Raw genomic sequence first — 14,513 nt, forward strand, 5'->3', positions numbered from 1 at the left:
CAGGTAGGTGAAATATTTTCAAAATGAGGAGAAGTGCCATGAGTTTTATTAAAAGATCGGAAGAGGAATTTTTGCATCAGCACTTCCGTTATTATATGGATTTAGACAGAGAAATCATCGAGGTAATCCAGGGAAAAGACCTTCAAACGGTTGACGGAGTGCAACAAACACTCGATCAAATGCATGCATTCATGGGTTCGGAATTTATGTTAACTACGGCTTCCATCCTTTCGAAACGCTACGGCTATTATATCGCGACCGTACCTTTGGCGCTTATGACAATTTTTAATAAATTCCCTGACATGAGACTTTCCAATATAGAGCTTGTTCGGATAGATGAAGACAAAAAGTGGCTCCCTCAATTTAATTTGCTTTCTAAAGAAGTTAGTGAACCTGCCAATCAAACAAGGGAAGAATGGATGAATACTGAACTTGAAAAATTATTCAATCATCACGTAAGGCCGTTATTTTTAAAAATTAATCAATTAACCCGGTTGTCCATGGATGTAATGTGGGAAAATACAGCAATTTATATTTTTTGGTTGTATGAGCGGCAGTTTTATGAGTGGTATGATGATGGAGTCGCATCAGGTATGAAGAGAGATTTTTATTACGTTGTCAGAGACTTGCCTGGAGAAGTGTTTGGAATGAAATCCAATCCGTTTACGTACTTTCTTGACCAGCCCATACTTTCTACAGGGGCCAGAGAAAGAAAATGCTGCTGCTTATCTTATAAGAAGAATAAAGACAGCACGTACTGTAAAGTGTGCCCACATTTGAGTCGACATTGATTTTTTATTAAAGTAAACTCACTTAATTTGAAAACTGAATTTCGAAATGTTTTGAGGGTTTTCGTTAATAAAAGAATCGAGCTGGAAGGTACGGGAAATCACTCGCTTTCCATGATACGGTGTGCTTCCTCGGGCTAAGGGCCTTTGCGATCTCACCATGTACTGTCATCCCGTCTCTTACACATAAATTAGTGTAGAGCCGTAAACCTGTTCATAAACCTTATGGGGGACTATCCAGCTCGAGCGCTTAGCGGCTGAGATGAGCCTTCCTTCACTTCTGTACGATACGTCAACACCGAATCATTCCGTACTTCGTGTTTCCTTTATCTCCGACAGCTCACGCCGCATTATCATTTAATAACTCTTATGAAAAACAACGACAACGTTTGCCATAGGCTTTTGTTAAAAGAATGATTTTTTCATAAAACCCTCCACAAATGTTCAAAATAAGCAGAAGGAGGGTTTTGTTATGGAAAAGAAACCGTATTACGTTAACATAGGGACAAGAGAAATCTCAATCAATCATGACGGCAATAACGATGATTTCATTATTAATGCAGATGACGAAGATCTACTTTTGCTTAGAGAAGTGTTTGACGAAATGTATGACTCAGATACAAGGGCTTTTTTTAGGGCGCATGTACCCTTTGACCCTTATCACCATGATATGTCTAACGACGAATTCGACGAAGGGATGAAATCTGCGTTCCGGATGATCTATGATCTTGGAGATGACCAGACGAGAAAGCATATCCGTTCGATGGGGGTACTTGAAGACTTATCGAGTGACGAAGAACCGCTTCCCTAATAGGAAAGCGGTTTTTGTAAGACAAGGCATGATAGACGCGCGGCTGGATCACAGATATCTTTGGATACCTCCGCGCTCTGTCCATCCAAATATAAAAAACTGAATAATCATGTGTGCTTTTTTTCTGCCTTTATGTAAGACTGTAAAAAAATTTCATCAGAAAGTAAAAACAACAATATTTTCGTTGTGAAGGCTCAAAGAGTGAAATACAATGGAATAAACGATATAGTTTTTATTAACTGTAGCTTATGATACGATTTAATACAGAAGTTAAAATTACATAAACAAGTACTAAAGGCAGATGATCTATTGTGGAAACTTTTTATGATTACTATCGAAATCTAGTGAAACTATCTTTTGATGACTATCCTTTTTCAGAGGACCCCAAGCATGTGTGGGTTATTTGCCGTTACAAAAATCAATGGCTGCTGACTAAACATAAAGACCGAGGTATTGAATTTCCTGGAGGCAAAGTGGAACCCGGAGAAATAGCTGATCAAGCAGCTGTACGAGAGGTGTATGAAGAAACAGGCGCAAAAGTCGATGAATTGAAGTACATCGGCCAATACTACGTTGCAGGGAAAGGCGGTTCGATAATAAAGAACGTTTATTACGCAACGATTTCGTCGTTAATTCAACAAGAGCATTATTTTGAAACCGACGGACCTGTTTTACTTAATGAATTGCCTAAACGAATCCGCAGTAACCCCAGGTATAGTTTCATGATGAAGGATCAAGTTCTCCCCAAGTGTATGGAGAGAATTTTAAATAAATACTTATAATATCAAAAGTAAAAGACCGTGCTGAATCAGCACGGTCTTTTTAAATGTTTAGGAGATAAGGAGACGTTGTTACATTAAAGTCTGCCATAAGAAGGGCCGGCTTCTTTTATTTCTTTGCTGGCATGTTCAAACTTCTTGAAATTCTCATGAAATTTATTGGCTAGCTCGTGAGCGCTGCGATCATAAGCATTCGGATCCTTCCATGTCTTTTTAGGTATAAGCACATCATCAGGCACTCCAGGACAATGAGTAGGAATTTGAAGGTCGAAAACGGGATCTAAATACGTCTCGACAGATTTCAATTCGCCTTCGAGAGCAGCATGAATCATGGAACGTGTATGAGATAATTTCATCCTTTCCCCTTCACCAAAAGCTCCACCTGTCCAACCGGTATTTACTAAATATACTTCAGAATCAAATTGATCGATTTTTTCTCCCAGCATTTCAGCATAGACTGAAGGAGCAAGCGGGAGAAATGGAGAACCGAAACAAGCTGAGAATGTAGCTTGAGGAGAGGTGACTCCGCGCTCGGTACCAGCTAGTTTACTCGTATAACCACTCAAGAAATGGTACATGGCCTGTTCCTTAGTGAGACGACTGATGGGAGGTAATACTCCTGTTGCATCAGCGGTCAAAAATATAATAGCGTTAGGGTGCCCGGCAACGCTAGGAACGACGGTATTTTTGATATGATGTAATGGATAGGCAGCTCGCGTATTTTCAGTCAGTGAAGTATCATCATAATCTGGCTGATGGGAATGAGGGTTAAGTACTACATTCTCAAGTACCGCACCAAAATGAATAGCATCGAAAATCTGCGGTTCCTTTTGGAAGGAGAGGTTGATGCATTTTGCATAACAGCCTCCTTCGATATTTGAAATGCCGAAGTTGGACCAAGCATGTTCGTCGTCTCCGATCAGCTTACGGTCAGGGTCGGCAGAAAGAGTCGTTTTCCCGGTACCTGATAATCCAAAGAATAAAGCGACGTCTCCTTCTTTTCCGACATTCGCAGAACAGTGCATGGATAAAACATTTTTCTTGGGGAGAACATAATTCATGACAGAGAAGATCGACTTTTTAATTTCTCCTGCGTATTCTGTGCCCCCTATCAACACGACCCGGTGTTTAAAAGAAATTATAATAAACGCTTCAGAATTTGTTCCATCTATTTCTGGATCAGCTTTAAAAGTCGGCGCAGATATTACCGAGAATTCTGCCTCGTGCTGAGTCAGCTCTTCCTCCGTTGGTCGAATGAACATTTGATGAGCGAAAAGGTTATGCCATGCGAATTCATTAATGACTTGAATCGGCAGACGATAACGTTCATCAGCTCCAGCGTATCCTTTGAATACAAAAAGCTCTTGACGGTCTTTTAAGTAATCCAGTACTTTGTGGTACAGTTTTATAAAAGTTTCATCCTCAATGGACTGATTCGTCTTTCCCCAGTTCACTGCGTCAGTGGAATGATCATCTTTCACGATAAACTTATCGTGCGGGGAGCGCCCAGTATATTCTCCAGTAGTCGCTTGAATCGCCCCAGTATGAGTTAAAGAACCCTCATTTCTGGAAAGAACCCTCTCGACTAACTGGGGAACCGATAGTTGGTGATGAACATTCGATTGATTTACCAGTTGATTCAAGTCTGACATTTGATTAATTGCGCTCATAAGTGCCTACCCGCCTTTACTAAAAAATTTAATAATATGCTGTGTTGGAACAAAGTATAACACATTCAAATCAATAGTCCATACTATTTAATGAAAATGCTTTCATTTTATTCTATTAACCAAAAGGGCATAATGTTATACAAAGGATGTTAAGTAATGAGCAAGGTTATTGTATTATTTGATGAAGCTTGTTATTTATCCCAGCGAAGTAAACGAATCTTAGATATAATGGATTGGTTTTAGACGATATTATGACGCAATCTGCAAAATTTTTATAGAAGAAAAGGGTCTCCATAAAGAAATGTATGTTTATTATGACAACAAAGAAGGGCGAGGAGGATATCAAGTTTTATTTCTCCTCTCACCTACTTAGGCTTATGAAGCTTATTAAGGGAATGAACAGGTATGGTGAGTCTCCTTACCGATTCATCACAGCGCCTCGTTACCAAATCTTTAAAAAACGCTGTAAAATCGCGTCGTGTTCCCTGTCGTAAACTAATGAAAACTGATTGACATAGGGAAAGGATTTCGATACTATTATTCCGAACGGATACTCTCTTATCCAGAGTCGGTGGAGGGACAGGCCCAATGAAACCCGGCAACCCGTCATTCATTTGACATGGTGCTAACCTGAAGCAAGGTTACTCAAGACTGTAATCTTGGACGATAAGAGCGAAAGGATACGGTGCCTTTCCTCTTGAGTAGGAAGGGTTTTTTTCTATTAAAATGGAAATTTTCCTTTCAAGTGCGGCTTTTTTAATGGATGAGTGAACAAACAATATAGTTTGACGTATAATATGCTTCTATAAAGATACGGGTAAAGGGTTCCGTCGAATTTTGTACCTAACAGAAGGAGGAGTTTTCAAGAATGCCAGCCAATCGCCGGTTATTCACGTCAGAATCAGTAACAGAAGGGCATCCTGATAAAATCTGTGATCAGATTTCTGATGCGATATTAGATGAAATTTTAAAAAATGATCCAAATGCAAGAGTGGCATGTGAAACAACAGTCACTACAGGACTTGTACTCGTTTCTGGTGAAATCAGTACAAACACTTATGTAGATATTCCGGCGATCGTACGCCAAACAATCAAAGATATTGGGTACACACGTGCTAAATACGGTTTCGATGCCGATACTTGTGCGGTACTTACAGCTATTGACGAGCAATCTGCCGATATCGCTGGCGGAGTCAATGTCGCTTTGGAATCAAGAGAAGGGCAAATGAGCGAAGATGAGATAGAATCTATAGGAGCTGGAGATCAAGGCTTAATGTTCGGTTTTGCTAATAATGAAACTAAAGAATTGATGCCACTGCCGATTTCGCTTGCCCATAAAATAGCTAAACGTCTTTCCGATGTAAGGAATGACGGAACTTTAGCTTATTTGCGCCCCGACGGGAAAACTCAGGTGACGATCGAGTATGATGAGAATGATAAACCTCTGAGAGTTGATACTATTGTCATTTCTACACAGCATGCGGAAGAGATCACCCTGGAGCAAATCCAACGAGATTTAAAAGCACAAGTCATCCAGCCTGTAGTGCCTGATCATCTTATTGATGAGAATACTAAGTACTTCATAAACCCTACTGGCCGTTTCGTTATAGGCGGTCCCCAGGGAGATGCGGGATTGACAGGCAGAAAAATCATCGTAGATACCTATGGCGGTTACGCACGTCATGGCGGGGGAGCTTTCAGTGGGAAAGACGCTACTAAGGTGGATAGGTCAGCCGCTTATGCAGCAAGGTATGTAGCCAAGAACATTGTTGCTGCAGGGTTAGCTGATTCTTGTGAGGTACAGCTTGCTTATGCAATCGGAGTAGCCCAGCCAGTATCTATTTCCGTCAATACTTTTGGTACAGGAAAAGCAGAAGAAAACCAGCTGGTAGAAGCGATACGTGAACTCTTTGATCTTCGTCCTGCCGGTATTATCAAAATGCTTGATTTGCGCCGTCCGATTTATCGTCAAACCGCGGCTTATGGACACTTTGGCCGTACAGACGTTGAATTTCCGTGGGAAAAAACGAACAAATCTGAGCTTTTAAAACAAAAGATTGAGCAAAAATTATAAAAAGGACCGTCTCAATAGCCTTTAAAATGATAAAATAAAGCAGCTGAAGAGATACTAATAAAAATCGCTCTCATTCGTTTTTAGTTAAGTTTAAAAGCTTACATTAAAACAAATAGAGCGATTTTTTTGTTTCAAAAAAATCGCTCGCCAAATTTCATGGGTATAGCCTTTGTTGATGGTTCTGCTTACAAAAAAGATTCAGTTTTAATAAACCTTATATATTTTAAACTTTAGAACAGTACCGTTTATATTAGTTGCCTGTCTGTTGAGACTTATAGGTTTTTCCTTTTTCCACATAAGTTGCGCGAATCCTGTTCAATTCATTGAAATCTTCTTCAGTTAATTCCCTTACAACTTTAGCAGGTCTTCCAAGCGCTAAAGTTCTTGGAGGAATAGATTTACCTGGAGGTACTAGACTGCCAGCCCCTATGAAAGCTTCTTCTCCAATTTCTGCACCGTCCAATATTAAGGAACCCATACCGATCAAAGCATTTTTTCTAATAATCGCCGAATGAAGTGTCACTTGATGTCCTACGGTTACCCCGTCTTCGATGACGAGAGGCTGGTCAGGACTCTGGTGCAGCATACTCAAATCTTGAACATTCACTTCATTTCCAATATGAACAGGTGCGACATCTCCTCGGATGACAGTTTTGAACCATACACTCGATTCAGCTCCAATCGTGACATCTCCAGTAATGACAGCATCTTCAGCAATGAAGGCGCTTGGATCTAGTTGCGGGAATTTTCCCTTATATTCGCAAATCATTAATATCCCCCTTATAATAATAGTACATTTATTATAGCAAATGGCTGGTAAGGAGAGCGATTGTAATGAGGAATAAAGTAAAAGCTACGGTTATCATAGTCCACGGTGCCTTTGAACATGCTGGCCGCTATCAGCACTTAGCAGAAAGACTTCGGAGTGATGGCTTTTCTGTCATTCTTGACGACCTTCTTGGCCAGGGCAAATCTAAAGAAGAAAAGGGGCATATAAGGAAGTTTGATGATTATTTACATACTCTGCTGCAGTGGATAGAACAGGCAGGGAAACAACACCCGATTTTTCTTTTAGGCCACAGTATGGGAGGGGTAGTCGTCATCCGCACACTTCAAAAATATAAGCCTGAAGTGAATGGTGTCATTTTGTCATCTCCAGCGCTTGGAATATTGAACGGGCCGTCTAAACCGACGGTAGGATTTTCTAAATTAGTCAACTTCGTCCGTCCTTCCTTCAAGGTATCATCTTCCATTAGTCCAGAAAAGGTTACGAGGAATCAGGAAGTAATTAAAAATCACAAAGAAGATCCATTAATAATTGAAAGGGTTTCTGTAAGATGGTATTTGGAATTCCAAAAAGCAATCAAAAACGCTATGAAACAAGCTGATGAATTTCCTGCACTGCCAACCCTTGTCATGCAAGCTGGCGATGATTTGATAATAGATCATAGAAAAACGTATGAGTGGTTTAATAATATCAACACTGATGAGAAAACATATAAACAATGGCCGGATTATTATCACGAAATTTTTAATGAAGTCGAATGGAAACTCGTTTATACTTACATGCTCAACTTTATCGATCAACAGCTGCTCAATCAGCAAAAAAGGGGAGATCAACGTGACTGAAAAGATCCCGACACGTGCAGTGCCTTTATTATATAAGGTTTACAGACAAGTTTTTCCTGAAGTTCATAAAGAGCTTAAATATTGGAAGAAAGAAGCGCATGCGATTCCTAACGAAGAGTTGAGGAGTCAAGCCACTGCCAGTATCGAAGCGAAAACTTTTCATTGTGAAGGAGGAGGGATTTATTCCTTACTAGCAAATGAGAATTGGAAGCAGGCTGTGCGATTCATCGTGGCTTACCAGACTATTAGTGATTACTTGGATAATTTGTGTGACCGAAGTACATCGATGGACCCTAAGGACTTTAGGAGGCTGCACGAAGCTATGACAGATGCTCTCACCCCGTCAAATTCCACAAGAGATTACTACGAGTTCAGAGAAGATAAAGATGACGGCGGTTACCTTAAGTCTTTAGTGAAAACTTGTCAGACAGTACTTAGGCATTCGGATCATTATAATATTGCACATACCCATATTAAAAAGTTAGGCTGTCTTTATAATGACTTGCAAGTGTACAAGCATGTAAGGGAGGATGAGAGGGTTCCGCGATTGAAACAATGGTTCGAAGATCATCGGTCAGGATGTCCTCAGCTTGAATGGTACGAATTTTCAGCTTCTACTGGGTCTACCTTAGGAATATTCTGTCTGGTCTCCTATACATTAGGAGGCGGAATGACAGAAAAGTTAGCAGAAGATATTGAACGCAGTTATTTCCCATACATGCAAGGACTCCACATATTATTAGATTATTATATCGATCAGGATGAGGATGCCAGAGAAGGAGATCTTAACTTTTGTTCGTATTATGAAGATGGGGAACGAATGAAGGATCGATTCATCTACTTTGTAAATCAGACTCATCAATCCATCAAGGAGCTCCCACATCGTCATTTTCATGAAATGATTCATGAAGGTCTGGTAGGGATGTATTTAGCTGATCAGAAAGTCAAATACTTATTTCAGGCGAAAGGTTTCGTGAAATCTATGCTTAAGGCAAGTGGCAATAAGGCAAAGTTTTTCTATATTAATTCAAAAGTTTATAACCGTATTCGAGACGGATTGTCCTGACCCGATCTACTTTTTTTCTATAGCTACAATAAATGGAGGGTTGTTTTTTTGGTTAATGAACCCATACTGCAATACACTGTAATCTTTTTGTCCAAGTCCTTTCACTAACTCCAGAAGAGCATTTTTTTCCTCTTCACCTCCAGGGTGACCATGATAGACGACTAATACGACTAGTCCACCTGGTTGCAGGTAGTGTAAAATGGAAGTGACTGATTCAATCGTATGATCAGGTTGCGTGATGACGGTCTTGTCTCCTCCCGGCAAGTAGCCAAGGTTAAAAATGGCCCCCTGTAATTTATTAAGGTGGCTGTAAGGTACATGGTCTTCAATCTTGTGATGACTCTGCTGAATGAGAGTGGCTCTTTCTTCTACCTGATTCTCCTTCAGTCTTTTTTTTGTATTTTCGACAGCTTGAGACTGAATGTCAAAAGCATATACATGGCCTTTTGTTCCGACAAGGTTGCACAAATGGGAGGTGTCATGACCATTGCCGCATGTTGCGTCGATGGCGATATCACCTTCCTGTAAGGTATCTTCCATTAATTCGTGTGCATATTGAAGAACTCGTTTTAACTTCATTGTTCTTGATATCCCCTTTTACTAAGTTTAAATCAGTTGCCATTCTAACATGAAATGCCATTAAGCAGGAATTCAATAAAGAAAGGTGCTGGCTTTTAATGAATGGTAATAAAATCCAAGGTCACTCTTCTCATGTGAATGCAGTGAAGTACCATCCAGAGGGAGACTACATATTATCAGCGGGTTTTAATGGGGAATTGTATCTATGGGACCGCTCTACGTATGAAAAAGTACAAGTTTTTGAGGGACATAATCAAACAGTGAACAGTATTATTTGGCTGAACAACGGCAAGGAATTAATTTCTGCCTCGGGTGATGGTAAGATATTGTTTCATGAGATCTCTCAATCGGAACCGTTGATTTCTTTACAGGATTTGAAATCCGGAGTGAGCCATATGCATCTCACTTATGATGAGCAATATCTCGTCACCAGCAATAAAACTTCGAATGTCCGTGTAAGGGAATGGCCTGATGGTGATCTTGTGTATACGAGAAAAAGTGATCAGCGTAACAGCGGAGTTCTATGTGCAGCTAAACAAGAACCTCATGTCATAGTCGGGGGAGTGGGGAACAAAATACGGCGTTTTTTAATACCTTCAGGTGAAATGATTGAGGAAGTTGACGGTCATGAATATGCAACAATGGGGTTTCGGTTCTTTGATGAAGACCGACATGGAATTTCCGTCGGTTATGACGGCACAATGATGATTTGGGACATGGAGACTCATCAAGTTTTAGAGAAGTTAAATTTAGGAGGCGAAGGTTATTACTCTTTTGCCCTGTCGCATGATGATAAAGAAGTGGGAGTAGCTATGCCTTATAACTTTAAGAGAATACAACTGAACAATCTCTTCAGCACAGAAAAATCTCTTCCAGCAAAAGGGAATTATGGTGTGGATTATTCTCCAGATGGTCGACAAATAGCTGTTGCTTCAGCCGATAAAAGTATACGTTTTTTTGATAGAGAGTAAATAAAATTCCGCAGCTTCATTAGGAGCTGTGGAGCTCATTTGTTAAATCGTGGATTATATTTTACAAGTCGGCATGAACTTTTGCGTGTGCATATAGTTTTCTGGGAACCTTTTTTGATAGAACTATTCTTTGTGAGAATAATTTTTCTCACACGGCTTTCCGCTTTGCAGCTATGTTTACAGGCGTTTACCCACAAGGCAATTGATGCTGAACATTTGTATAGCAGACCTTGACAAAGCTTCACGCTTTCAATAATATACAAATTAGATATGTAACGACGTTGAAAAGGAATAGTAATAAACTCTTATGGTTTTAGAGAAGCAGCGGCTGGTGCAAGCTGTTCCTGAGATTTTGTGAACTCGCCTTTGATGTCGAAGAAGTGAACAAGAGTGGTAACTTCTTCCGGTATAATCACCGATATCGATTTCAAGTGAGCGTTCAGACGTTAATTTGGGTGGTACCGCGGGAGAAGTCTCTCGTCCCTGATAAATAGGGATGAGTGGCTTTTTTTATTTATTGATATAGATTTATTAGGAGGAAAACAGATGGCTTTTGATCATAAAACTATAGAAAAGAAATGGCAGTCCTACTGGCTTGATAATAAAACATTTAAAACAGATTCAAACTCTGATAAACATAAATTTTATGCATTGGATATGTTCCCCTACCCATCTGGAGCAGGTCTTCACGTAGGCCACCCAGAAGGGTACACGGCAACAGATATTCTTTCCCGTATGAAACGCATGCAAGGCTATGAAGTCTTGCACCCGATTGGCTGGGACGCATTTGGTTTGCCAGCTGAACAATATGCGCTGGATACAGGAAATGATCCTGAAGAGTTCACAAAACAGAATATCGCTACATTCAAAAGACAGATTCAGGAGTTAGGTTTTTCCTATGATTGGGACCGTGAAGTGAATACAACCGATCCTGATTATTACAAGTGGACGCAGTGGATTTTCTTAAAACTTTATGAAAAAGATTTAGCATATATAGATGAAGTGGCGGTTAATTGGTGCCCTGCACTAGGGACCGTTCTTGCCAACGAAGAAGTAATTGATGGCAAAAGTGAACGAGGTAGTCACCCAGTAGAAAGGCGTCCGATGAAGCAGTGGATGTTAAAGATTACAGAATATGCTGATCGGCTTTTGGAGGACCTGGAAGAATTGGATTGGCCCGAGAGCATTAAAGACATGCAAAGGAACTGGATCGGTAAATCCGAAGGTGCAGAAGTTATTTTTGATATAGCTCATCACAACCAATCATTTGAAGTGTTTACCACACGTCCTGACACACTTTATGGTGCTACTTACGCTGTCCTTGCTCCGGAACACCCGCTCGTCAACGAAGTGGTCACCCCTGAGCAAGCAGGTGCGGTAAATACTTATGTACAATCAGCTCAAAACAAAAGTGAATTAGAACGTACAGATCTCGCGAAGGATAAATCAGGTGTGTTTACGGGCGCGTATGCCATCAACCCTATTGATGGCAACAAACTGCCAATCTGGGTGGCAGATTATGTGCTAATGAGCTATGGAAGCGGTGCGATTATGGCAGTGCCGGCCCATGATGAACGTGATTACGAATTTGCGACGAAATACGATCTGCCTATTATTGCAGTACTAGAGGGTGGAGACGTTGAAGAAGAGGCCTATACGGGGGATGGAAAACACATTAACTCCGGTATGCTGAATGGACTTGATAAAGAGGAAGCAATCAATAAATCCATTCAGTGGCTTGAAGAAAACAATAAGGGTTCACGTAAAACGACGTATCGTCTTAGGGATTGGTTATTCAGCCGTCAGCGTTATTGGGGAGAGCCTATTCCAATCATCCATTGGGAAGATGGAACAATCAGTGCTGTGCCGGAAGAAGAGCTTCCTGTCCGTTTACCTAAAACTACAGAAATTAAACCCTCAGGTACGGGGGAGTCCCCATTAGCTAACATCGATGACTGGGTAAATGTCGTCGACCCTGCTACTGGTATGAAAGGTCGCAGGGAAACTAATACCATGCCTCAGTGGGCAGGCAGCTGTTGGTATTTCCTTCGTTATATCGATGCCGGTAATGACGAAGTGTTTGCCGATTATGAAAAGCTTAAGAAGTGGCTTCCGATCGACGTGTACATTGGCGGTGCAGAACATGCAGTGCTTCACTTGCTATATGCTCGTTTTTGGCACAAAGTCTTATATGATGCTGAAGTTGTACCAACGAAAGAACCTTTCCAAAAGTTGTTTAATCAGGGCATGATTTTAGGAGAAGGCAATGAGAAAATGAGTAAATCAAAAGGGAATGTAGTGAACCCGGATGATATCGTATTCACTCATGGTGCTGATACATTACGGTTATACGAAATGTTCATGGGACCTCTAGAAGCTTCTATTGCCTGGTCAACAAACGGTTTGGACGGCGCCAGACGTTTTCTTGATCGTGTATGGAGATTGTTTGTTGTGGAAGGAAAGCTTTCTGACTCTATTATTGAAGGTTCAAACGATACAGAATTGGAAAAGACTTACCACGAAACTGTTCAAAAAGTAACCGAAAATTTTGAGGAGCTAAGGTTTAACACAGGTATTTCTCAAATGATGGTCTTTATCAATGATAGTTATAAAGCTGATGAGCTTCCTAAACACTTTATGGAAGGTTTCGTCAAACTACTATCACCTGTAGCCCCTCACCTGGCTGAGGAGCTTTGGGAAAAGCTGGGTCACAAAGGCGGCATCAGTTATGAACCATGGCCTTCTTATGATGAATCAAAGCTTGTGGAAGATGAAATTGAAGTAGTCATCCAAGTTATGGGGAAAGTACGTGCGAAAATGATGGTGAACCCTGAAGCATCTAAAGAGGATTTAGAAAAATCGGCTTTAGAACATCCTAACGTTCAAGAGTGGTTGGAAGGGAAAACGGTTCGTAAAGTCATCGCAGTTCCTGGAAAGCTTGTTAATATCGTAGCCAATTGATTCAAAAAGCTGCCTTCCTATAGTGGAAAGGCAGCTTTTTCTTCACTTAGAATCAAATTCTTGACTAGTGAATGATTTTTATTAGAATTAAACTGGAACTACTCTTTTCAAGGAGGAATATAAATGAATGAAATTAACGTGATGACTACGGATGAACTGCAAAAAGCACTAGAGGAAAATAAAGATTTAGCTATTATAGATGTTAGGGAAGACGAAGAAGTTGCTCAAGGCATGATCCCTACTGCAAAGCACATTCCATTAGGTCATGTACCGGAAGAAGTCGATAACCTGGATTCTTCCAAAGAGTATGTGATGGTATGCCGCTCAGGTAAAAGGAGCATGAATGCTTCAGAATTCCTGAATCAAAAAGGTTTCAAGAAAGTTAATAACCTTGAAGGCGGAATGCTCGATTGGAAGGGCGAGCTAGTATTTTAGGAAGAAAGGAAACCGGATAAATGGAATGGGTCATTATTCTATTCAGTATTACTCTGCTATTTATACTATTGAGAGACTTTTATCAGAAGAATGTTGTAAAACCTTTAACGCGCCAGAAAGTTTCGGGGGATGAGTTTTGTGTGATAGATATTCGTGATTACATTTCGGCACACCGATCACCATACCCTGGGGCTGAGAATATTCCTTTGAGTTATTTGCCAAGAGCTTTGAAAGAACGTTATGAATGCACCAAAAACATTCTTTTAGTGACGGATGACAAAAGAGGTGCCATGCTGGCTGCGCGCATAATCCGAAAAAAGCGGCATAAATCAATTTATTATGTAAAAACAGCATAGTTAAAATCCAGGCTTTTAACAAATGACCTGGATTTGTTTTTTTTTGTTGACATTCTTTCAAAAGCGAGTTATGATATAAAAGTTGCTTATTTGAGCAATCAATCTTGTTGAAGAAGCTGTCGACTTAATAACTTTATTTATAAAACTTATTAAAAGTTATTGACATTCTTTGAAAGATTATGTTAGAATTTATGTACTGTCGCATAGGCAGTCAATTGATCTTTGAAAACTGAACGAACCAACCAGTACGTCAAGTCTTCTTTCTATTAAAGAAGGAAGTAAAACAAGCACATTCGGTGTGCAAATGAGCAAGTCAAACTAACTTTTATGGAGAGTTTGATCCTGGCTCAGGACGAACGCTGGCGGCGTGCCTAATACATGCAAGTCGAGCGCA

Annotated in this window: 13 protein-coding genes, 1 rRNA gene, 1 riboswitch and 1 other annotated feature; of the genes, 11 read left to right on the forward strand and 3 right to left on the reverse strand. The window is 40.3% G+C overall.

All coding sequences use genetic code 11. The annotated features are described in order from the left end of the window. Nucleotides 1–38 precede the first annotated feature (38 nt). From O2Q26_RS11385 to ytkD, 3 genes are all read left to right on the forward strand, one after another. Nucleotides 39–791: a hypothetical protein gene (locus O2Q26_RS11385; RefSeq protein WP_289216010.1), complete on the forward strand. Its 753-nt coding sequence runs from the start codon at nt 39–41 to the stop codon at nt 789–791. Between the two features lie 469 nt (nt 792–1,260). Next, nucleotides 1,261–1,599, forward strand: a complete 339-nt coding sequence (locus O2Q26_RS11390) for a hydrolase (RefSeq protein ID WP_289216011.1) — start codon at nt 1,261–1,263, stop codon at nt 1,597–1,599. A gap of 311 nt (nt 1,600–1,910) precedes the next feature. Beyond that, nucleotides 1,911–2,381, forward strand: coding sequence for an RNA deprotection pyrophosphohydrolase (ytkD, locus tag O2Q26_RS11395; protein ID WP_253937339.1), 471 nt, complete (start codon nt 1,911–1,913; stop codon nt 2,379–2,381). 74 nt (nt 2,382–2,455) lie between these two features. Here ytkD and pckA read toward each other — a convergent pair whose 3' ends face one another. Then, nucleotides 2,456–4,048, reverse strand: a complete 1,593-nt coding sequence (gene pckA / locus O2Q26_RS11400) for a phosphoenolpyruvate carboxykinase (ATP) (protein ID WP_289216012.1) — start codon at nt 4,046–4,048, stop codon at nt 2,456–2,458. Between the two features lie 555 nt (nt 4,049–4,603). Continuing rightward, nucleotides 4,604–4,721, forward strand: a riboswitch (SAM riboswitch). A gap of 195 nt (nt 4,722–4,916) precedes the next feature. Between pckA and metK the strand changes: the two genes are divergently transcribed. Next, nucleotides 4,917–6,122 (forward strand): methionine adenosyltransferase, encoded by a 1,206-nt coding sequence (gene metK, locus O2Q26_RS11405; RefSeq protein ID WP_289216013.1) that lies wholly within the window; start codon nt 4,917–4,919, stop codon nt 6,120–6,122. Between the two features lie 250 nt (nt 6,123–6,372). Here the strand turns inward: metK and O2Q26_RS11410 are convergent, their stop codons facing one another. After that, nucleotides 6,373–6,891 carry a gamma carbonic anhydrase gene (locus O2Q26_RS11410; protein WP_289216014.1) on the reverse strand — a complete coding sequence of 173 codons (519 nt, stop codon included), beginning with the start codon at nt 6,889–6,891 and terminating at the stop codon, nt 6,373–6,375. A gap of 65 nt (nt 6,892–6,956) precedes the next feature. Between O2Q26_RS11410 and O2Q26_RS11415 the strand changes: the two genes are divergently transcribed. Both O2Q26_RS11415 and O2Q26_RS11420 read left to right on the forward strand, forming a co-directional pair. After that, nucleotides 6,957–7,751 (forward strand): alpha/beta hydrolase, encoded by a 795-nt coding sequence (locus O2Q26_RS11415; protein ID WP_289216015.1) that lies wholly within the window; start codon nt 6,957–6,959, stop codon nt 7,749–7,751. Further along, a complete protein-coding gene (locus O2Q26_RS11420) occupies nt 7,744–8,817 on the forward strand; it encodes a tetraprenyl-beta-curcumene synthase family protein (RefSeq protein WP_289216016.1) in 1,074 nt (357 codons plus the stop codon). Before O2Q26_RS11415 ends, O2Q26_RS11420 begins: the two co-directional genes overlap by 8 nt. A gap of 6 nt (nt 8,818–8,823) precedes the next feature. Here O2Q26_RS11420 and mnmM read toward each other — a convergent pair whose 3' ends face one another. Then, on the reverse strand, nt 8,824–9,396 hold the full coding sequence (mnmM, locus tag O2Q26_RS11425) for a tRNA 5-(aminomethyl)-2-thiouridylate-methyltransferase MnmM (RefSeq protein ID WP_289216017.1): 573 nt from the start codon (nt 9,394–9,396) through the stop codon (nt 8,824–8,826). A gap of 98 nt (nt 9,397–9,494) precedes the next feature. On the opposite strand from mnmM, the gene O2Q26_RS11430 reads away from it, so the two are divergent. From O2Q26_RS11430 to O2Q26_RS11450, 5 genes are all read left to right on the forward strand, one after another. After that, nucleotides 9,495–10,367 carry a WD40 repeat domain-containing protein gene (locus tag O2Q26_RS11430; protein WP_289216018.1) on the forward strand — a complete coding sequence of 291 codons (873 nt, stop codon included), beginning with the start codon at nt 9,495–9,497 and terminating at the stop codon, nt 10,365–10,367. 272 nt (nt 10,368–10,639) lie between these two features. After that, nucleotides 10,640–10,855 (forward strand) — a binding site (T-box leader). A gap of 58 nt (nt 10,856–10,913) precedes the next feature. Next, on the forward strand, nt 10,914–13,328 hold the full coding sequence (gene leuS, locus O2Q26_RS11435; RefSeq protein ID WP_289216019.1) for a leucine--tRNA ligase: 2,415 nt from the start codon (nt 10,914–10,916) through the stop codon (nt 13,326–13,328). 123 nt (nt 13,329–13,451) lie between these two features. Continuing rightward, nucleotides 13,452–13,763 carry a rhodanese-like domain-containing protein gene (locus O2Q26_RS11440; protein WP_289216020.1) on the forward strand — a complete coding sequence of 104 codons (312 nt, stop codon included), beginning with the start codon at nt 13,452–13,454 and terminating at the stop codon, nt 13,761–13,763. 20 nt (nt 13,764–13,783) lie between these two features. Next, the gene (locus O2Q26_RS11445) at nt 13,784–14,119 is read left to right on the forward strand and encodes a rhodanese-like domain-containing protein (protein WP_289216021.1); all 336 of its coding nucleotides are present in this window, start codon (nt 13,784–13,786) and stop codon (nt 14,117–14,119) included. A gap of 324 nt (nt 14,120–14,443) precedes the next feature. After that, a 16S ribosomal RNA gene (locus O2Q26_RS11450) occupies nt 14,444–14,513 on the forward strand; the annotation flags it as partial.

Origin of the sequence: Halobacillus campisalis (assembly GCF_030345335.1) — a bacterium.
In the GTDB taxonomy this organism is placed as follows: domain Bacteria; phylum Bacillota; class Bacilli; order Bacillales; family Halobacillaceae; genus Halobacillus_A; species Halobacillus_A campisalis.